The organism is Neobacillus sp. DHD-1R (genome assembly GCF_057747995.1).
Genome location: NZ_CM173232.1, coordinates 3,560,116 through 3,580,635 on the forward strand (window position 1 = coordinate 3,560,116; position 20,520 = coordinate 3,580,635).

The window sequence follows — 20,520 nt, forward strand, 5'->3', positions numbered from 1 at the left end:
CTGCCGAAGCCTTCCTTATGGAGCGCTCCAACTGAGATAAAGGAAACACGAAGAGCCGGAGGCGCATTCGTGCTTGACTTATCGTAGGGCGGAGAGCGAAGGACATTAGCCGCTAGGGTGCTGGAGCTGGACATATAAATAAAAGATGGATGTTCCAAAACAATGGGTCAGACCATTTTGGGACATCCACCTTTTTGTTTATTTTAACGGTAAATCATGTAGGATTAAATCTTCATAGGTCTCTCTTTTTACGACAAGGGTAGTCTTTCCATTTTCAGCAAAAACGACCGCTGGACGTGGTATACGGTTATAGTTATTTGCCATTGAGTAACCGTAAGCGCCGGTGCAAAATACAGCGAGAATATCCTCTTCCCCTGCTTTAGGAAGTGGTAAATCCCAAATCAACATATCACCAGATTCGCAGCATTTTCCAGCAATTGATACGGTCTCATCTGCTTTGGCAAGTGGATTATTGGCAAGAACTGCTTCATATTTGGCCTGATATAAGGCAGGGCGAATATTATCACTCATTCCACCATCAACAGCTAAATATTTTCTAACACCAGGGACTTCTTTAGAAGACCCTACTTGATATAGTGTAATTCCTGCATCTCCGACAAGTGAACGACCTGGCTCAATCCATATTTCTGGCATTTTTAAGGCATGTTGCTCAGTTAAATGCTTAACTTCTGTAATGATTTCACGGACATACTGTGATGGAGGGATCGGTTCATCTTCTTTTGTATATCGAATCCCAAAGCCCCCGCCCAAGTTTAACACCTTTGCTTCAAAAGAAAGTCTTTTTCTCCACTCGGCCATTTTTTCAACAATTTTCTCTGCTGCTAATAAAAAACCAGTCGTTTCAAATATCTGTGATCCAATGTGGCAATGAAGTCCAAGGACATCAAAGTTTTCAATTTGGAGTGCCATTTTTAAAGCATCTTCTGCCTGGCCATTTTGAAGATCAAAACCAAATTTCGAATCTTCTTGCCCAGTCAAGATGTAATCATGGGTATGTGCTTCAATTCCTGGTGTTACCCTTAACAGAATGCTAACGTTCGCTTCCTTCTCAATGGTTATGGTTTTTAAAAGCTCTAATTCCGAAAAATTATCAACCACAATGCAACCGATTCCTTTGTCCAGTGCCATTTCTAATTCTTCTCGGCTTTTATTGTTTCCATGAAAGTGTATTCTTTCGACTGGAAAGCCAGCTACAATAGCCGTATACAATTCACCGCCAGATACCACATCAAGTGATAACCCCTCTTCCTCGGCTAATTGAATCATAGCAATGGTTGAAAAGGCTTTACTGGCATATGCAACCTGAGCTTTAACATTTAAATCGTCAAAAGTTTGTTTAAATCCCCGTGCCCGTTCCCTTATTAAGGCTACATCATAAACATAGAGCGGAGTTCCGAATTGCTGTGCCATTTCAATGGCATCTACTCCTCCAATTTCCAAATGCCCATTTTTATTAACCCCTGTGGTACCGTAAAAATACATTTTTTTCCCTCTCTCCGTTGCGACTACTATAGTCTATGTAGACAACCTAAAGATAAATAGACAGAATCCGCAAAAGATGCTGCCTATTTTTCAATCATTATCCAAAAATTTAGTTAAAAATACTTTAGCATAACTAAATAAAAATCGCAATTACTTCTCGTTTGCCTTTGGCGGCTGCCGGTAACGATTTCGCGGGTGGACAATACTTGGTCTCAATAAGGAACCAGGTATAGCCCTGCGGACGACAATCTGCAAAAATCCTTTTGGTTCAAAAGGAAGAAACGGCCAAAAGTATGGGGTATTAAACACACGTATTTTTACTACAAACAAGAACAACAGCGTACTTCCAATGACTAATCCAGGCGTATGAAAGATGGCTACCAAAATGGTAAGGGCCATTCTGACAATTTTATTTGCTACACCAAGCTCATAGCTTGGTGTAACAAAAGAACCAATCCCTGCCACAGCAACATAAAGAATTACCTCTGGCACAAATAGACCAACATCAATCGCAATTTGTCCAATCAAAACAGCAGCAATTAAGCCCATGGCTGTTGATAATGGAGTCGGAGTATGTATGGCCGCCATTCTTAAAAATTCTATCCCAAAATCCGCCAAAAGCAATTGCACAACAACGGGAATATTCGTTTGCTCATTCGGTCCAATAAAGGCAATCTTTTCAGGTAAAAGGGAAGGTTCTAACACAAATAATAACCAAAGCGGCAGCAATACAAGTGAAGCTAAGACACCTAAAAACCGAGTCCATCGCACAAACGTCCCCATTGCCGGTGATTCCCGGAATTCTTCCGCATGCTGAACATGATGAAAAAAAGTTGTCGGCGTAATAATTACACTTGGAGAAGTATCACAATAAATAATCACATGTCCTTCTAATATATGTGCAGCTGCAACGTCTGCTCTTTCTGTATATCGAACTAATGGAAAGGGATTCCATCCTTGTTTAACAATAAATTCTTCAATGGTTTTATCAGCCATTGGGATACCGTCCACTTTGATTGCTTTAATTTCTTTTCTTAGAATATTTAATAAATCTGCATCTGCAACATCTTCCAAGTAGCCCAATGCAACATCTGTTTTTGACCTTTCACCAACCTTAAACATTTCAAAGCGGAGCCGCTCATCCCGGATTCTCCTTCTTGTTAATGCCGTATTTAGGATGATATTTTCCACAAAACCATCCCGTGACCCGCGGACCACCTTTTCGGTATCAGGTTCTTGAGGAGAACGTCCGGGATAACTTCTAACATCAACTGCCAGCGCTGTGTTTTCACCCTCAATGACCACAACGATTTGCCCAGATAAAACAAAATCTACGAGTTCATCCAGAGTCTGAATAGGCTGTACGGATTGATTGACAAGTCGATTATAAACGACTTTATAAATGTCTGTTGAGCGATTTTCATGATCATTAATTTCGACTAACTCTTCGACTAATTCAATAATAAAACGTGTATCACAAAGACCATTACAATAATAAATTTGTACATCTTTTTTGAGGACTTTCAGCTTCCTTACACCTAAGTCAAAGCTAATGCCAAGTCCCACCCGTTGTTTCATATAATTTTCTATTTCCTGTACGGATTCAGGGATAGGCCATTTTTGCTCATTGCTTCTTGACATGAAAGCTACTCCTTTCAAGGATTAGTTCAACAGCTTTTTTGGTGATTGGTGAACCAAGTTTGTATGAATCACGCCTTGCCATTTTACCAATATCACCAACACCTACGATAATCGGTATCTCTAGTTCATCAAGACAATAGACGGTATCTCCATTTATTCTTCCGAATTCCAGTTCAGGTATACCAAACTTATCTACTCCGTATGGTGTCAACACACCATCACGATCAATGCTCACATCCACCCTGGTCCATTCCTCATGGCGTGAATTTGCTGCTACCGCAATAACACCCAACACTTCGATATCTTGATGTGTGGCAACATATTTCATAGCTGCCTCACCAGCCCCCTCGCCAACTATGCCGCTGTCATCAAACATCACTAAAACCGGATCGTGTGGAGCCTTTTTTATTAACTTGACGATTTCTGGACCTGTTAATTTGGTAGGATTCCCATGAGAATTGGTAATACAACGTCCACCAATCTCTTTTGAAACGTGCTCAACAGCCTTTCTAGCATATTCATCACCATCAGTTATTAAGATGACACGCCTCCGAATACTCATACTTTGATATCCCTTCATTGGAAAAGAGTAAACGCCTTGATTAGTGTTTTTATCGAAAAATGATCTTACTCTGCTGTAACGCTTTTAACCGTTGCAGATATCTGGACCATGAAACCATCTGTGGTTATTTATCAATAAAATAAAGCCACTGAAAAATGGAGCCAAATATCTTCCCTATTACAATTGCCATGACTAAAATGATAATCTGCCCATCTACTCGTATCCTTTTGGCTAGGATAGGGAAAACGTTCACAACCTCTGTCAGCCCTGCTGCTAACATCCCAACAAACACCCCTCCGGTAAGTCCTAGGGGAATTAAAAAATAAGTCGAAATATGTAAGGCAGGGTCTCTTAAGCTTGCCAGCACACCGCTAAGAACACCCAAGACTACTGCCCATTCATAGTATTGGATCAACCCCATTGTTTTAGAAAGCTGTGTCAGCCTTGGGATAACCCCAAGTACGGTAAGAAATGCAACAAAACCAGCACCAACAGACAATCCACTTGCAAATCCTATAAAAATAACCAGTAAAATTTTAATCGTCATTTACTTGCTTCATACTTTCTTTATTTTCGTGAATTACTACATAATTATCTAAATCGAGTTGATAATTAAATATTTCTACTTCAAGCGGACTGGGTTCTTCATTTAACCGTTTTTTGAAAACATGGTTAAAAAATAGAACCATTCCAAGGCCTAACCCTATCGAATAGGGAATTTGGAAAAGTAATGGCTTTGCTTCTTTTTTTTCAGTAATAATGGTATATATTTTTTCTTGAACACTCTTCATACTTACATCATCATGAAAATTCATAATCGTCATGGCAGAACCAAAAAATAATAAAAACCAAATGAGAATAAAAATAGGGATAGAAACCCCTTGTTTTTTAAAAATCACTTCAACAATTGTTTGAGCAGGACCAATGGATTGAACTTCTATGTCCTCAAACGCGCTGGTGATTCTTTTGATCACTTCCATGACATCTATCACGATCATATTCCTATCCATTTCTGTTACTTGGTAAATCATTAATGATTGTAAGTTTGAGAGGACCGCTTCTGGGGCAATGATCTGGGCAACATCCTTTAAAAAAATTCTTTCTTCTGGCCGGACATGAACACGATGCCGCATGCGGATGTAGATTGTTTTTTCCAAAACATTCACTTCCCACACAATGATTTCCTCATAAATAGTATGGATAATATCTACTATTTTCATGTAATAAAAAGAAAAACCGCATGGATCAGAGATCCATACGGTCTTTCATTTGCTGTAATATCTTTTTTTCTAGTCTTGAAACCTGCACTTGGGAAATCCCTAGTCTTAACGCCACTTCAGATTGAGTTTGATCTTTATAATATCTTAAATAAACGATCAATCTTTCACGTTCATCCAATTCCCTAATTGCTTCTTTTAAGGCAATTTTATCAAACCATTTTCCTTCGTTTCCATCATCAATTTGATCTAATAATGTAATCGGGTCTCCATCATTTTCATAAACAGTCTCGTGAATGGACGAAGGTGTTCTGCTTGCTTCTTGTGCAAGGATTACATCCTCAGGTGAAAGGTCCAAATGGGCTGAAATTTCATTAACAGTGGGGATTCTCCCAAATGTTTTTGATAATTCATCCTTTGCTTTTCGGATTTTATTGCCCATTTCCTTAAGAGATCGGCTGACCTTCACCGTTCCATCATCACGAATAAAACGTTGTATTTCTCCAATGATCATTGGTACAGCATAGGTAGAAAACTTGACATCGTAGGAAAGGTCAAACTTATCAACTGATTTTAATAATCCAATACAACCAATTTGGAACAAGTCATCTGGGTCATAACCCCTATTTAGAAACCGTTGTACAACAGACCAGACGAGACGCATATTTTTTTCAACAATTAAATCCCTAGCTTGTTGGTCCCCTGTTTGGCTCTTTTTAATGAGTTCTTTCACTTCATGATCCTTTAAATACGTTTGACTATTATCTTTCTTGACCTCCACATCCATCGGCAAGTCTCCTTAATTGCAAAGCATTTTGTTAAGTTTTAAATGCTTCCGTAATCTAACCTCGGTTCCTCGACCTGGCTGTGAATGAACCTCTACCTCATCCATGAAATTTTCCATGATAGTGAAACCCATACCGGAACGTTCCAAATCCGGCTTTGTTGTGAATAATGGCTGACGAGCTTCCTCCACATCTACAATTCCTAAACCAACATCTTTAATGGTCATATCGATCAGACCATCCTCAATCGAAACTTGAATATACACAATTCCACTTGGATCATTTTCATAACCATGAATAATGGCATTGGTTACGGCTTCTGAAACGACGGTTTTAATTTCTGTCAGCTCATCCATTGTAGGATCAAGTTGGGCAATAAATGCTGCAACAGTTACACGGGCAAATGACTCATTTTGACTTAAAGCACTGAATTGAAGATTCATTTCATTCTTCACTCAGGCCACCCCCAATCTTTGCAATGCAAATTCTTCTGTCGGTTCTAATTTGACAATTTTAAATAAACCTGACATATCGAATAATCTTTGTATTGCAGGGGAAATCGCACAGACCACCATTTCACCGTGCACCTGTTTTATTTGTTTGTATCTGCCTATAATAACCCCTAATCCAGAGCTATCCATGAAGGTAAGTTGTTCTAGATTTAAGACAATATGACGAATGTCGTTTTTCTCAATTACAGATGTTGCTTGTTCACGCAATTCATCGGCTGTATGGTGATCTAATTCACCACTTAAGCGAATACATAAGACATCGTGTTTTGTTTCCATCTCAATGTTTAAACTCACTATGCCTGGCCTCCTTAATCTGGTATAGTGAGTGAATTCTATTTTCAAACGGTAATATCCTTCTATAAATACAAAACTAGTCGTATTTCGATAAAATTAGTAATGTACTTTGTAGTTTCGACAACGCTGCCACCACGAACATCTACTATAGAGGCCTATGCAGATACGAATCCGATTAGTTCAATTATTTTCCGGCTTTTGTAAACATGCCAAATGATCGCTTATATAGCGTCCACCACCCGGCTTCCTTTACATCTTTATTCGCCACTACAGGGCTTTCAAGGATGACCTTACCGCCCTTCATGAGCTTAATCGTCCCTATCTGATCCCCCTTCTTTATCGGAGCATTAAGGTTTTTTTTCAGTTCTACTTTTTGTTTCACATCTTCGGTCTTTTCACCTTTTTTTGTCAGTAATGAAAGTGGTTCGCTTGTAACAGCTTGAACAGACTTTTCCTTCCCTTTACTTACTTTGGCTTGACCAATTGTTTCATTCCGTTTATACATTGGATGTGTTTGATATTGTGCAAAGGCATAATTTAGCATTTTGGTCACTTGTGCATTTCTTTCCTTTGAGGTTGGGGCACCAAATACAACAGCAATCACTCGCATGCCGTCTTTTTGGGCTGTTGCGGTTAAGCAGTATTTTGCTTCAGCGGTAAAACCTGTTTTTAACCCATCCACCCCTGGATAAAAGCGGACCAATTTGTTGGTATTAACAAGCCAAAACTTTTTGTCTGTATTTTCCCGAAGATACGCCTCATACATTCCCGTAAATTTTGTAATGTCTTCATATTTCAACAGTTCTTTTGCCATAACAGCCATATCAGCTGCAGTGCTGAAATGCCCTGTGACGGGAAGTCCTGTTGTATTTTTAAAGAACGTATGCTTGAGCCCTAGCTCTTTTGCCTTAGCATTCATCCTATCAACAAATGCTTCTTCAGAACCTGCAATTCTCTCAGCCATCGCTACCGAGGCGTCATTTCCAGAACCAATGGCAATTCCTCTAAGCATCTCTTTTGTTGTCATTTCTTCGCCAGGCTCAAGGAAAATTTGTGAACCACCCATTGAGGCTGCATACTCGCTTGCCCTTATTTTTTCATTCCATGTCAGTTTTCCTTGATCCAATGCTTCCATAATTAACAGCATCGTCATAATTTTGGTCATACTTGCAGGCGGCAGCTCTTCGTTACTATTTTTCTCATAGAGAACTGTCCCTGTATCACGTTCAATTAAAATAGCGGATTTTACATTGCTGACAATATCAGCATTCTTTTTTTCTTCAGCTGCAAATGCAGCGGATGGACTCCACAAACTTGTAAGTAAAAAAGATGTCACTATGAAAGAGACAAGTCGTTTCATTCGCATAACCCTCCATTCTTTATATGCTCCATTTTTTCCAAAATAAATAACTTTATACAATATTTTCCTATCATGGAAAATAAAAAAGGGTGTCAGGCACCATGTGAATTTTTCACATGGTGCCTGACACCCTTAAGTGACATCTAATTGCTATTGTTTTATTCTGTTATTTCTCCATGAATAAGGATTGGTGCCTCTACTTTGGAGGTGGTAACCTTAATATTTTGATAAAGTTTTTCGATTACTTCTTCTACATTTTCAAAGTTGCTGTAGATCGTGACTAAGGATTCGCCTTTTTTCACTTGGTCACCAATTTTTTTTCTTAACACAAGACCTACCGCAAGGTCAATCACAGATTCCTTCGTTGCACGTCCAGCTCCAAGCAGCATCGCTGCCGTTCCTACTTCATCTGCCACAATCTCTGCCACGTAGCCATCTTCTTTTGCTTCAAGCTCAATCACATACTTTGCTTGGGGCATTTTTGATGGATCGTCCACGATAGAGGCGTCTCCACCTTGGGAGCTTAAGAATACTTTAAGTTTTTCAAGTGCAGATCCATCTTTAATGACATTTTCAAGGAGTCCGCGTGCTTCTTCCAATGAACTAGCTTTTTCCGCTAAGTAGACCATGTGACTACCAAGCGTTAAACATAATTCTGTTAAGTCCTCAGGTCCTTCCCCTTTTAAGGTGTCAATTGCTTCTTTCACTTCTAGTGCATTTCCGATTGCAAATCCGAGCGGCTGGCTCATATCTGAAATAACAGCCATTGTCTTTCTGCCTACATTATTGCCGATTCGTACCATTGCTCTTGCTAATTCCTTTGAATCCTCCAATGTCTTCATGAAGGCACCGGCACCCGTTTTTACATCAAGGACAATTGCATCTGCACCAGCAGCAATTTTTTTACTCATAATAGAGCTGGCAATAAGTGGAATACTATCGACTGTCGCTGTAACATCTCGTAATGCATATAACTTCTTATCAGCAGGTGTTAAGTTTCCGCTTTGACCTATTACAGCAATCTTATTTTTATTAACTAATTCAATAAATTCATCATTTTCAATTTCTACATGGAAGCCTTTCACTGCTTCTAATTTATCAATTGTTCCACCCGTATGACCCAATCCGCGCCCAGACATTTTCGCAATTGGAACATCCAATGCAGCAACAAGAGGGCCAAGAACAAGTGTCGTTGTATCACCTACTCCTCCTGTTGAATGCTTGTCGACCTTAATCCCCTCGATTTGGGATAGATCAATTTGATCACCTGATTCAACCATTGCCATGGTTAAATCGGCTCTCTCTTTTTCAGTCATTCCTTTAAAATAAATAGCCATTGTTAATGCACTAACTTGGTAATCTGGAATGGAACCATCTGTATAACCGTTAATAATAAATTTAATTTCTTCTGTTGATAGTTCGTGCCCATCTCTTTTTTTCTCAATTAAGTCAACCATTCTCATCAATTATCACCACTAATTTTTTTATTTTGCAATCCTTAAACACAATTTATAGCTTGCTCCATGAGACATTTCCTGCTCCATGTCGCCCTGTAGCAGCGTGAAAACAATGCGTCTTCTTTTTATCCAATCCTTTTTACGATTTCTTTTATATAGCGTAAAAAGTCAGCTTTCACTTTTTCTGTCGTTTCAATGACTTCATCATGTGTTAACGGTTGATTAAGAATGCCTGCTGCCATATTAGAGATACATGAAATACCTAGAACCTTCATCCCACTATGGCGGGCAACAATCACTTCAGGTACAGTGGACATTCCAACCGCATCTCCGCCGAGAACGCGAACCATTCGTATTTCTGCTGGTGTTTCATATACAGGTCCAGGATTTCCGAAATAGACCCCTTCTTGTACTTTAATGTTTAAGCCGGCAGCAATTTCTCTTGCGATCGTACGTAATTCCTTCGTATAGGCCTCAGACATATCAGGAAAGCGGACGCCTAGCTTTGAATCATTAGGTCCAATTAATGGATTAGTCCCCATATTATTAATATGATCTGTTATAATCATCAAATCCCCAGCAGTAAAGCTTTCATTTACGCCACCGGCTGCATTGGTGACAATTAAAATTTCAACCCCTAATTCTTTCATAACACGGACAGGGAATGTCACTTTATCCATACTATATCCTTCATAAAAATGGAATCGGCCTTGCATTGCAACAACCTCTACACCATTTAGTTCTCCAAATACGAGCTGACCAGCATGGCCCTCTACGGTTGAAACAGGAAAATCAGGTATCTCATTATATGGTATTTTAACAGGATTCACGATTTCATCAGCTAGAACTCCCAGCCCAGATCCTAGTATTAGTCCCACTTTGGGCGTATTTGAATATTTTTTTTGTAAAAAGCTAGCAGCATTTTGGATTTTCTCCATATTGATCATCATTCCCTTCCCTATTTCAATTCATTTAAAAAGCTTTTGCCGTAGTTTGGTAATTTTACATTAAAGTTTTCCGCAACGGTTGCTCCAAGGTCGGCAAATGTTTCTCGTAATGGAAGTTCTTTTCCTTCGGTTAACTTTTTAGAGTAAACAAGTAACGGTACATATTCACGAGTATGATCCGTGCCAGGAGCAACTGGATCATTACCATGGTCCGCTGTAATCATTAATAAGTCGTCTTCCGTCATTTTTGCAAATACTTCAGGCAGGCGGGCATCGTATTCTTGTAGTGCTTTCCCATAACCTTCAGGATCACGGCGATGGCCATATAAGGCATCAAAATCTACCAAGTTTAAAAAGCTGATTCCAGTGAAGTCCATATCAAATGTTTCGACGAGCTTATCCATACCATCCATATTAGAAACGGTTCTTAATGATTTTGTCACACCTTCTCCATCATATATATCTGAAATTTTCCCGATGGCAATCACATCAAAACCAGCGTCTTTTAATTCACTCATCACCGTGCGGTCAAATGGCTTTAATGCATAATCGTGACGGTTTGGCGTCCGTGTAAAGTTTCCTGGTTCACCCAAGAATGGCCGGGCAATGACACGGCCCACCATGTATTTCTCATCAAGTGTCAATTCACGGGCAATTTTACAAATATTATAAAGCTCTTCAAGTGGAACAATTTCTTCGTGGGCTGCTATTTGAAGAACAGAGTCTGCCGAAGTATAGACAATCAATGCCCCCGTTTTCATATGCTCTTCACCGAGTTCAACGAGAATTTCTGTTCCACTTGCCGGTTTATTGCCAATAATCTTTCTGCCGGTCCGTTGTTCTAATTCAGAAAGAAGTTCATCTGGAAAACCATCAGGGAACACGCGGAAAGGTGTTTGAATGTTCAAACCCATTATTTCCCAATGTCCTGTCATGGTATCTTTCCCGTTTGATGCCTCCATCATTTTTGTGTAAAATGCTAACGGCTTATCAGCCTTTTCAATTCCTTTAATTTCACGGATATTACTTAATCCCAACTTTGCCATATTTGGCATATGAAGCCCGTTCATTCTCTCGGCAATATGACCAAAAGTATCTGCGCCTTTATCACCAAATTTTTCGGCATCAGGTGCTTCTCCTATACCAACTGAATCCATTACAATGATAAAAATACGTTTATATGTATTTGCAGTCATACCATTTCTTCCTCCTTTTATCGTAGAAAACCTTTATGGCGTTCACGCAACCATTTATATTGAATGATTTGCACAGCGCTCCACCAATTTCCATCGAAAACGGTTGCAATTAAAGAACCAGACATTAATATATTGTCCGCTAGGAAATAGGATTATGAAACCCTATTATTATTTTATTCGTCAGAAGTCTGACATCTTTATTTTACTAAATGTATATAAAATTACAAGAAAAAAGCCGCCAAAATTCAAGGCGACTTTTTAACACTTTAAAACTATCATTCTATCAAGCTCTCGGATGAAATTTACTGTACACATCCTTAATTCTTGTTTTTGTAACATTTGAATAGATTTGAGTAGTTGAAATATCTGCATGCCCTAACATTTCTTGAACTGCCCTTAAGTCTGCACCATTTTCAAGTAAATGTGTGGCAAAAGAATGACGAAGGGTTTGCGGAGTCAGATCTTTATCAATTCCCGCTTCTTTCGCCAACTTTTTTAATATTTTCCAAAAACCTTGTCTTGTTAACTTATGCCCTTGATGATTTAAGAACAAAGCATCATCCCGATGTTTTGTTGATACAAAATGGGGTCTGCCATGGTCTAAATAATTTTGGATTGCTCCTAGCGCCGTCCTTCCAATTGGAATAATACGCTCTTTATTTCCTGTTCCCAGGCAGCGAATAAATCCCATTGTTAAATGGACATCTTCCAATTGAAGTCCAATTAATTCACTCACACGGATCCCTGTAGCATAAAGGAGTTCCAGCATGGCCTTGTCCCTGATACCAAAGTGGTCATGGGGGTTCGGTGCCTCCAAAAGGACTTCTACTTCCTGTAAACTCAATACCTTTGGAAGAGCTCTTTCAAGCTTTGGTGTTTCGATTAAAACGGATGGGTCTTGGTCTGTTGCCTTAGCACGTAATAAAAATTGATGAAAAGCACGAATAGAGGCAATATGTCGTGCCATGGTTTTCGACGATTTTCCATGATCCTTTAAAAAATTTAAAAAATGAACGATATGCACACGCTGCACACCATTTAATGATTGGAGCGATTCCTCAGTTTTCAAATAATGAAGGTAGCTTTTTAAATCGCGTTGATATGAAATAATCGTATTCTTCGCAAGCCCTTTTTCTACTATTAAGTAATTCATAAAATCTTTTAAATGTTCTTCCATCACTATTACTCCCCATTTAAATAAAACAACATCAGCCGATCTAACAAGGAAGAACTATCTTCATCTACTGCGTTCGAAACCTTCAGCGCAGCTCCTTCCGGTCCATCATAGCGATGATAATTTTGGTATTCTTCAGTTACCCACATGATACCATAATAAAAGAGAATCGTGCATCCGGTGAATATGATAAAAACCTTTAAGGTTTGTAGTACAATTTTAATAAAAGACATCATCTTACTTCCCCCATTTACGATTATCTAGTAAATGGTATGCCAAGTTGTACAAGTTTTATACCTATTCTTCCCTATCCTACAAAAGAAAAAAGCCCTTTTCCGTAAAAAGAGCTCCTGTTTTTAGAGTTATTCAGTTTTTTCTTCTTCTTCTTTGGCTTTATCTAAACAGCGGTAACAGATTCCATGAAAGGTAAGGCGATGATCTTTTATTTTAAAATTCCATCTTCGTTCTACCACAGCTTCTACATCTTCAAGTAAGTCTTCTTGAATTTCATCAACTGCACCACATTCAATACAAACAAGATGATGGTGAAAATGTGCTGCACCTTCCTGGCGAAGGTCATATCGAGAAACACCATCACCAAAATTTATTTTATCGACAATTTTTAATTCCGTTAACAATTCCAATGTTCGATAAACAGTTGCTAAACCAATTTCAGGCGATTTTTCTTTTACGAGGAGGTACACATCTTCTGCACTTAAATGATCCTCTTCATTTTCTAGCAAAACTCGAACGGTTGCTTCACGTTGAGGGGTTAGTTTATAACTCGCCGAATGCAACTGTTTCTTTATTCTATCTATTCTAGTTTCCATCATGAAGGCCCTCCCTCGCCACTGTTAATTCTCATTATAACAGATGACAAAAGAGATTCAAAATAAAATCATTATAAACTGTTATTTATATTTTATATTAAATGATAATTATTTTAAAACAGTCGAACTTATCACCGTTTTCATCAGCCATGGTGATAGGTATGCTTCCACTCCTGAGGCAGCTGAAATAAATATTACTGCGATAAGTAGAGCAAAAATATATCTTTTAAAGAAGGGCAGAATGGGCTGTGCATATTTCTTCATAAATTGTCTTTTTATCATTCTTATTGAGAAGATTACTGAGAATGCAGCCATTAAAATAAACACAGGAATAATAATCAAATTCTGTGGAAGGATTGAAACAAACGCTAACATAAAGCCTTTCCAGCCCATCTGACTAACAAGAAACCCAACAGTAAATCCGACCACCATTCCTTTAATAAATAAGAGAACGAGAATGATAGGCAGACCAATAATGGATATACCTAGGATCCACATAAGTCCAATGAATTTACTATTATGGAAAAAGCTTTGCAAAAATAAATCGTTGTCTTCTGATACCTTTGCATTAGAGACTTGACCAAAAAATTGGGATAAATAATAGAATAAATCTTCCTTCTGAGTAATGCTCATACTATTGACAACAATAGCACCAAAGATTACCCCCATTAGAAATAATATGACTATAAATAAAAAAATTGAGGAATGCTCACGGAAATAACTAGCGGCATCTGACTGGTACAATCGTTTTTTCATCTGCGTTTCCCCCTATTAATCTCAATCGGTTACTACAGTTTATGCCAGTCTAGTTTTTCTATGACCAAAATTAGTAGATTTCAAATTAAAAAAAAGAGGGTGTCCCTAAAGAGTTGGACCTCACGTTTAACATTCAAAAAGAAGTCGCCTATAGGAAAAGTTAGCGATATGTTGAGGCTGTGAGGTCTAACACTTTATTTAGGACACCTTCGTTTTCGTTTCATTGCTTATTGATCTGCAATCTTTCCATATTTACCGCCCCCGCCAGCTGCCAGGTTTATTTTTCCTACTCTAGCTCTCATAATCACGTCGGCGATTTTTTCAGGGACAACTTCCTTTAATGCCCCATAAGGGACTTCATGCAAAATAGCCATTTCACTGCCAAAATGATTGACAAGCTTTTCAAGTAAACGTGGTCCTAAGCCAGGAATGAACTCTAGCGGAACTTGATGTACATAGGGAGGTCGCCCAGGAGGACTTGTCTCAGCCGTCTTCAATTCAAGGATTCGATCAGCTACGCCCTTAATAATCTTTTTATGACCGCAACTTGGACAGATTTGCTCATCCTTCGTTATGGGATTCAGACATTTTGCACAAACCGTTTTATGATACTTTCCAAGTAATGGATCAAGCCCATAATTAGCGATTATCTTTCGTCCGTCTTCCCCCTTTAATGCTTTTTGCAATTCTAAAAACGTAGGCTCTTCCATCGCCACTACTTGGTATTCTCTGGCAATTTTTGCCAGCGAGTGTGCGTCCGAGTTTGTGACAAATGTATAATCATGTAATTCGCCTAATTGATCTGCCATGCTCGTATCAGAGCTTAGACCTAGTTCAATTCCATCAATTAAATTTGGATCTAACACCTCTGCTAGAGACTTATTTACCCCTTTCCCATATAAGCTTTTGAAAGGAGTAAAAACATGAGCAGGAATAAAAATACCGCCTAAGTCTTTTACTTTTTTTTGCAAGACCAAACCTGTTACGTAAATTCGTTGAGAACTCAATTGAATGTTTTTCAAATGCCCCGAAAGCCAAGTAGAGAACTCTTTCATGATGGAAAGATACGGAAAATAACATAGCAAGTGAATCGGTCCATTACTTTGTTCATCGTAAATCTCCAATTCAGAACCCGGGATTACCGTTAAATCACCAAATCGCAAGCCTCCATCTGGATGTTCGATGATTTCACCACTCTGAATAAGACTCTCCATCTCCAATATGACTTCCGGTGAATGGCTGTCAATAATTCCAACCATATTAAGTCCTTTTTCATGCCGGGCATGTTCAATTATATTCGTGAACGTTAATGATTTAGCTCCTGTAATTTTAACCGGTTTCCCCGTCCATGTACGTCCAATATGGATATGTAGATCTACATAATAATGATTCATTTATGTTTCAGCGCCTCTTGTAATTGTAAATATTGAACGGCAAAAATGGTTTTTGCGTCATAAATTTTTTGGTCTGTTACATATCGCTGGGCTTCTTCGAGTGTTAATTCTTCAAGACTAACAAATTCATCTTCATCAAGTGCGGCAGAATTTTCTTTTTTCGTTAGTCCTTTTGCTAAAAAGACATGGACAATTTCATCAGCAAATCCTGGTGATGTATAGAATGAGGTTATTAGTTCTAGACTTTGGCATTCATAGCCGGTTTCTTCTTCTAATTCTCTTCGTGCACAACTCGCCGGTTCTTCACCCTTTTCAAGTTTTCCAGCGGGAATTTCGACAATCGTTCTCTCTAATGCTTGACGATATTGTTCCACCATGACGATTTTATTTTCATCGGTAATAGCTAATATGGCTACAGCCCCAGGATGTTTAATAATTTCTCGTTTAGCTTGTTTTCCATTCGGCAGCTCTACATCCTGTAAATGAAGGCTGATTACTTTTCCAGAGAATAATTCTTCACTCCGGATTGTCTTTTCTTCTAAGTTTGTCATTATTGTCAACTCCTGTTCTATTCCGTAAGACTTACGTATCTTTTTATTATACTTTAAATGGAGCGTGATGAAATGAATAAGACCTTCCGTTTGTAGTCTTCCCCGTTATTTTATAAAATTAAAAGAAAAGCGTCCGTTTAGCGAAGGACACTAGTCACTGGAGCTAAACAGTAGAAAAGAGCGGAGGGATTTTCTTGAAAAAGAGAAGATTAGGTCATTCGGATTTATATGTATCGGAATTGGGTCTTGGCTGTATGTCTATTGGCACAGATGAGAAAGCAGCAAGAAATATTATTGAGGCCGCACTTGAAGAAGGAATTAATTATTTTGATACCGCTGATTTATATGATTTTGGTGTTAATGAAAAAATAGTAGGGCAGTCGTTAAAGACTGTTCGGGAACAGGTAGTGCTTGCAACGAAGGTTGGTAACCGCTGGAAACCAGATCAAACCGGCTGGACTTGGGATGCTTCCAAGGCATATATAAAGGAAGAAGTGAAATCCAGTTTAAAGCGGCTTGGGACGGACTATATTGATCTATATCAACTACATGGCGGTACTTTAGAAGATCGGATTGATGAAACAATTGAAGCATTTGAAGAGTTGAAAGCAGAAGGGTTCATTCGCTACTATGGTATCTCATCGATTCGTCCAAATGTGATCAGAGAGTATGCGAAAAAATCCAGGATGATCTCTGTGATGATGCAATATAGTATATTAGACCGAAGACCTGAGGAAGAAGCATTGCCCCTCTTACAAGAGCATGGCATTAGTGTTGTCACCCGAGGTCCACTTGCCAAGGGATTACTGAGTGATAGGCTGTTACAAAAGGCGTCTGAAAAAGGCTACCTAGATTATACTTACGAGCACTTAAGTACTCTCTTGCCGATCTTAAAAGAAAAAGTGGCTGACGGCCGGCCATTTACCGAGGTTGCCCTCCAGTATAATCTTGCCAACCCTGTAGTGGCTGCAGTTGTTGCCGGGGCCAGCAGTCCAGAACAGATTCGGAGAAATGCCAGTGCAGTTAAGAGCCAGCCGCTGACAGATGGGGAAATCACAGTGATTAAAGAGCTAACAAAAGCTAGTATTTATAAAGAACACCGTTAAGAAAAGCGGAAGCGCCCTGGTCAGCGGCGTATGGCCTGGAGCTAGACATTTCACAAATCCACTACTTATAATTTCTTATATAAAAAGGAGAGCTTTTGCTCTCCTTTAACATGTTTATTTAAATTCCTTCCAGTTCATCCCGCTCTCGTTTAACAGTTCTTCAAACGATTTGTTTTTTTCTTTTAATCGGCGTTCTTCCCGTTTTCGTTGGTCTTCCGCTTCTTTTTTTCTTTCCTCCTCAGCCTTGAGCTGGTCTTGTTGCTCTTTTAATTGCTTGATTAGGTCTACGTTAATCAAATCTTTTAGCGTTACCGCTGCATCTTCCTTTTTAGGTTTAGATTGATTAGTTTGTCTCTTTTGCTTTTTCATTCTAAACTCCTCCATCAAAAAAATCTCTTTCTATTATACCATTTCGCACAATAGCCTACATGAAAAAGGCAGACTGTCTTTTGGACAGCCTGCTTTCACCATTAATATGCATCTAATTTCACGTTGTTGTCTACATGTAAGGCAGCTTCTGTAGAATGAATGATATCCTCTACTGTAAAGCCAATAGCGACTTCGACGAGTCGTAATCCAGAATCTGTCACATCCAGAACTGCCCGATCCGTGATAATCCGATTAACTACCCCTTTTCCTGTTAACGGCAAGGTACATCGTTTTAATATTTTCGATTCACCTTTTTTATTTACATGTTCCATAATAACAATGATTTTCTGGGCCCCGTGAACTAAATCCATCGCACCGCCCATTCCTTTTATCATCTTTCCGGGGATCATCCAATTTGCTAAGTCACCCGTTTCAGATACTTCCATTCCACCGAGAATGGCTAAGTTTACATGTCCGCCGCGAATCATTGCAAACGATTCGGCACTATCGAAATAGGCAGCACCACTAATGGCCGTAACCGTCTCCTTACCGGCATTTATCAAATCGGGATCCACTTCGTTCTCCTCTGGGTATGGTCCAATGCCGAGAAGACCGTTTTCTGACTGTAACACCACTTGTTTATTAGGTGACATATAATTAGCAACAAGGGTTGGCATTCCGATACCTAGGTTGACATAAAAACCATTTTCTATTTCCTTCTCTGCCCTAATTGCAATTCTCTCTCTGACAGATCCTTTCTCATTCGTCATGGTGCTCTCTCCTCCTATCTACTCTACTTTTGCACGGTGGTTAATCTCTCAATTCGTTTTTCCTGTTTTCCCTCAATCATGGCTTGAACATAAATGCTTGGAGTATGGATAAAATTAGCATCCAGGTCACCAATTTCATAAAGGGTCTCCACTTCGGCAATGGTAACCTTACCAGCTGCGGCGATCAGCGGATTAAAGTTACGTGCGGTTTTGTGGTAGACAAGATTTCCCATTTTGTCGCCTTTCCATGCTCTAACTAAACTAAAATCGGCCGTTAGCGCTTCCTCTAACAAATATTCTCTGCCATTAAAGACCTTCGTTTCTTTCCCGTTAGCAATCGGTGTGCCTACACCGGCCGGAGTATAAAACGCCGGAATTCCTGCCCCTCCTGCTCGGATTTTTTCAGCCAATGTACCTTGCGGTGTCAATTCTACCGCTAGTTCCCCTGTTAACACCTGTCTCTCAAATTCTTTATTTTCACCCACATAGGAGCCAATCATTTTTTTAATTTGTTTATTATTTAGTAGAAGCCCTAAGCCCCACTCATCAATTCCGCAGTTATTTGAAATGACCGTTAAATCCTTCACACCTTTTTCGGCTAATGCTAAGATAAGGTTTTCTGGAATACCGCACAAACCAAATCCGCCAACCATTAATGTAGCCCCATCTTGAATATCAGCAACAGCATCCTCGAAGGATACACAAATTTTTTTCATTATTGCTCTCTCCCCCTCAACATTAAAAGTTTGACCTATAAACAACCAATGAAGCGTTTTCATAAATCCTTTTATATCTTCGAGTTTAATTCAAAAAATTCCTCTAATTTTGTCAAAATTCCCTTTTTTCTTGATTTTTAGAAAATAACCCTACTACAATGAAAGTATGAACATTAAAGGGGGAAAATGATGTTTAATTTACCTAAAAAAGTGACGATTATCGAAGTAGGTCCACGTGACGGGCTGCAAAACGAGAAGTTATTTGTACCGACTGACATAAAAAAGCAATTTATCGCCAGTTTGAGAAAGGCTGGACTGCAGGAAATGGAACTGACTTCGTTCGTGTCACCGAAATGGGTTCCACAGATGGGCGATGCTGCTGAAATTGCGGCTGATTGCCTTGATGGAAAGACAAAAAATATTGTTCTTGCCCCTAACCGTATAGGAATTAATCGGGTTTATTCCAGTAATTGTCAAGCTGTTGCCCTATTTGTTGGTGTCAGCAATAGCTTTAATTTAAAAAACATTAATAAATCAACTCAGGATAGTATGACAGAATTAAAACCCCTCATCCTCGAACTAAAAGAAAAGAATTATTTTGTCCGCGCCTGTATTTCAACTGCCTTTTATTGTCCTTACGAAGGGAAAATGACTGAAAATGATACATTAAAGCTTTGCCATGAATTCATTGAGGCAGGTGTTGATGAATTGAGCGTTGCTGATACAATCGGAATGGCGGCACCAAATGAAGCCTACTCTTTATTTTCTAAACTAAAGAGTGCATTCCCAGATACCCTGTTAACAGCCCATTTTCATGACACACGTAAGCTGGGCCTCGCGAATATTTTGGCTTCTCTCCAAGCAGGGATCGAACGGTTTGATACGTCTGCCGGTGGACTCGGAGGCTGTCCATTTGCACCGGGTGCTGCAGGAAATGCTGCGACAGAGGATGTTGTTTACATGTTGGAGCGAATGGGGATTGATACGGGCGTGGATCTTCCTCTGCTAATGAATGCCATCGAACTTGTTCGTCCTCATCTTTCAAGGCCCATTGAAACAGGCTATTATCGACTTCATACCCAAATTGTCTAGAATCGTTTTTTTCAGTGAATAATCAGTCTACTGGTAATCCATCTTATTAAATGAGACTACTTTGAAGGGAGATTAAGATTATGAGCCAGAAACGCGATAAAGGATACAGTCAGCAAGGGAAGAACTATGCAGACACAGCAGCTGGTGGAGGCAAGCGGATGATTGCCTCCGAAGAACTAGAAAAGGCACTCCACCCAACGAAGAGGCAGAATGCTGAGCAATAAATGATGATCAAAGCCGCTCATGGGTAACAGCGGCTTTTTGTTTGGATAAGGAGCGATATGGTAA

General features: G+C 39.2%; 24 protein-coding genes. 3 read left to right on the top strand and 21 right to left on the bottom strand.

All coding sequences use genetic code 11. From position 1 onward, the window contains the following. Positions 1–198: 198 nt before the first annotated feature. The 18 genes from lysA to AC3ANL_RS17590 form a co-directional block, all read right to left on the bottom strand. A complete protein-coding gene (gene lysA, locus AC3ANL_RS17505) occupies positions 199–1,503 on the bottom strand; it encodes a diaminopimelate decarboxylase (protein WP_488325679.1) in 1,305 nt (434 codons plus the stop codon). A 150-nt stretch (positions 1,504–1,653) separates the two neighbouring features. After that, positions 1,654–3,144 (bottom strand): spore germination protein, encoded by a 1,491-nt coding sequence (locus AC3ANL_RS17510; protein WP_488325680.1) that lies wholly within the window; start codon positions 3,142–3,144, stop codon positions 1,654–1,656. After that, a complete protein-coding gene (gene spoVAEA, locus AC3ANL_RS17515) occupies positions 3,128–3,706 on the bottom strand; it encodes a stage V sporulation protein SpoVABEA (protein ID WP_488325681.1) in 579 nt (192 codons plus the stop codon). The genes AC3ANL_RS17510 and spoVAEA overlap by 17 nt, the downstream gene beginning before the upstream one ends. 124 nt (positions 3,707–3,830) lie before the next feature. Beyond that, the gene (locus tag AC3ANL_RS17520; RefSeq protein WP_488325682.1) at positions 3,831–4,253 is read right to left on the bottom strand and encodes a stage V sporulation protein AB; all 423 of its coding nucleotides are present in this window, start codon (positions 4,251–4,253) and stop codon (positions 3,831–3,833) included. After that, positions 4,243–4,863, bottom strand: coding sequence for a stage V sporulation protein AA (locus AC3ANL_RS17525; protein ID WP_488325683.1), 621 nt, complete (start codon positions 4,861–4,863; stop codon positions 4,243–4,245). The genes AC3ANL_RS17520 and AC3ANL_RS17525 overlap by 11 nt, the downstream gene beginning before the upstream one ends. Positions 4,864–4,951: 88 nt before the next feature. Next, positions 4,952–5,710, bottom strand: coding sequence for an RNA polymerase sporulation sigma factor SigF (sigF, locus tag AC3ANL_RS17530; RefSeq protein WP_488325684.1), 759 nt, complete (start codon positions 5,708–5,710; stop codon positions 4,952–4,954). A gap of 12 nt (positions 5,711–5,722) precedes the next feature. Continuing rightward, entirely contained in the window at positions 5,723–6,163 is a 441-nt protein-coding gene (gene spoIIAB / locus AC3ANL_RS17535) for an anti-sigma F factor (protein ID WP_488325685.1), read from the bottom strand. Then, a complete protein-coding gene (gene spoIIAA / locus AC3ANL_RS17540; RefSeq protein ID WP_488325686.1) occupies positions 6,164–6,514 on the bottom strand; it encodes an anti-sigma F factor antagonist in 351 nt (116 codons plus the stop codon). A 184-nt stretch (positions 6,515–6,698) separates the two neighbouring features. Next, a complete protein-coding gene (locus AC3ANL_RS17545) occupies positions 6,699–7,874 on the bottom strand; it encodes a D-alanyl-D-alanine carboxypeptidase family protein (protein ID WP_488325687.1) in 1,176 nt (391 codons plus the stop codon). Between the two features lie 158 nt (positions 7,875–8,032). Then, entirely contained in the window at positions 8,033–9,337 is a 1,305-nt protein-coding gene (locus AC3ANL_RS17550; protein WP_488325688.1) for a pyrimidine-nucleoside phosphorylase, read from the bottom strand. Positions 9,338–9,456: 119 nt separating this feature from the next. Beyond that, a complete protein-coding gene (locus tag AC3ANL_RS17555) occupies positions 9,457–10,269 on the bottom strand; it encodes a purine-nucleoside phosphorylase (protein ID WP_488329765.1) in 813 nt (270 codons plus the stop codon). Between the two features lie 20 nt (positions 10,270–10,289). Continuing rightward, positions 10,290–11,474 (bottom strand): phosphopentomutase, encoded by a 1,185-nt coding sequence (deoB, locus tag AC3ANL_RS17560; RefSeq protein WP_488325689.1) that lies wholly within the window; start codon positions 11,472–11,474, stop codon positions 10,290–10,292. Between the two features lie 283 nt (positions 11,475–11,757). Continuing rightward, positions 11,758–12,651, bottom strand: a complete 894-nt coding sequence (gene xerD, locus AC3ANL_RS17565) for a site-specific tyrosine recombinase XerD (RefSeq protein WP_488325690.1) — start codon at positions 12,649–12,651, stop codon at positions 11,758–11,760. 5 nt (positions 12,652–12,656) lie between these two features. Beyond that, a complete protein-coding gene (locus AC3ANL_RS17570; RefSeq protein WP_488325691.1) occupies positions 12,657–12,884 on the bottom strand; it encodes a YqzK family protein in 228 nt (75 codons plus the stop codon). A 126-nt stretch (positions 12,885–13,010) separates the two neighbouring features. Continuing rightward, the gene (fur, locus tag AC3ANL_RS17575) at positions 13,011–13,478 is read right to left on the bottom strand and encodes a ferric iron uptake transcriptional regulator (RefSeq protein WP_488329766.1); all 468 of its coding nucleotides are present in this window, start codon (positions 13,476–13,478) and stop codon (positions 13,011–13,013) included. 108 nt (positions 13,479–13,586) lie between these two features. Next, on the bottom strand, positions 13,587–14,234 hold the full coding sequence (gene spoIIM, locus AC3ANL_RS17580; protein WP_488325692.1) for a stage II sporulation protein M: 648 nt from the start codon (positions 14,232–14,234) through the stop codon (positions 13,587–13,589). A gap of 227 nt (positions 14,235–14,461) precedes the next feature. Continuing rightward, a complete protein-coding gene (locus tag AC3ANL_RS17585; protein ID WP_488325693.1) occupies positions 14,462–15,628 on the bottom strand; it encodes an endonuclease Q family protein in 1,167 nt (388 codons plus the stop codon). Further along, positions 15,625–16,179 carry an NUDIX hydrolase gene (locus AC3ANL_RS17590; protein ID WP_488325694.1) on the bottom strand — a complete coding sequence of 185 codons (555 nt, stop codon included), beginning with the start codon at positions 16,177–16,179 and terminating at the stop codon, positions 15,625–15,627. Before AC3ANL_RS17590 ends, AC3ANL_RS17585 begins: the two co-directional genes overlap by 4 nt. A 194-nt stretch (positions 16,180–16,373) precedes the next feature. On the opposite strand from AC3ANL_RS17590, the gene AC3ANL_RS17595 reads away from it, so the two are divergent. Next, entirely contained in the window at positions 16,374–17,285 is a 912-nt protein-coding gene (locus AC3ANL_RS17595) for an aldo/keto reductase (protein WP_488325695.1), read from the top strand. Positions 17,286–17,399: 114 nt separating this feature from the next. Here AC3ANL_RS17595 and AC3ANL_RS17600 read toward each other — a convergent pair whose 3' ends face one another. The 3 genes from AC3ANL_RS17600 to AC3ANL_RS17610 all read right to left on the bottom strand — a co-directional run bounded on the left by AC3ANL_RS17600 (position 17,400) and on the right by AC3ANL_RS17610 (position 19,140). Beyond that, positions 17,400–17,654 carry a YqkE family protein gene (locus tag AC3ANL_RS17600; RefSeq protein ID WP_488325696.1) on the bottom strand — a complete coding sequence of 85 codons (255 nt, stop codon included), beginning with the start codon at positions 17,652–17,654 and terminating at the stop codon, positions 17,400–17,402. Between the two features lie 101 nt (positions 17,655–17,755). Next, positions 17,756–18,424, bottom strand: a complete 669-nt coding sequence (locus tag AC3ANL_RS17605; RefSeq protein WP_488325697.1) for a 3-oxoacid CoA-transferase subunit B — start codon at positions 18,422–18,424, stop codon at positions 17,756–17,758. A gap of 23 nt (positions 18,425–18,447) precedes the next feature. Beyond that, the gene (locus tag AC3ANL_RS17610; protein ID WP_488325698.1) at positions 18,448–19,140 is read right to left on the bottom strand and encodes a CoA transferase subunit A; all 693 of its coding nucleotides are present in this window, start codon (positions 19,138–19,140) and stop codon (positions 18,448–18,450) included. A gap of 189 nt (positions 19,141–19,329) precedes the next feature. Here AC3ANL_RS17610 and AC3ANL_RS17615 point away from each other — a divergent pair, with 189 nt between their 5' ends. Then, positions 19,330–20,232, top strand: a complete 903-nt coding sequence (locus tag AC3ANL_RS17615; protein WP_488325699.1) for a hydroxymethylglutaryl-CoA lyase — start codon at positions 19,330–19,332, stop codon at positions 20,230–20,232. Between the two features lie 80 nt (positions 20,233–20,312). Further along, on the top strand, positions 20,313–20,456 hold the full coding sequence (locus AC3ANL_RS17620; RefSeq protein WP_488325700.1) for a hypothetical protein: 144 nt from the start codon (positions 20,313–20,315) through the stop codon (positions 20,454–20,456). Positions 20,457–20,520 lie beyond the last annotated feature (64 nt).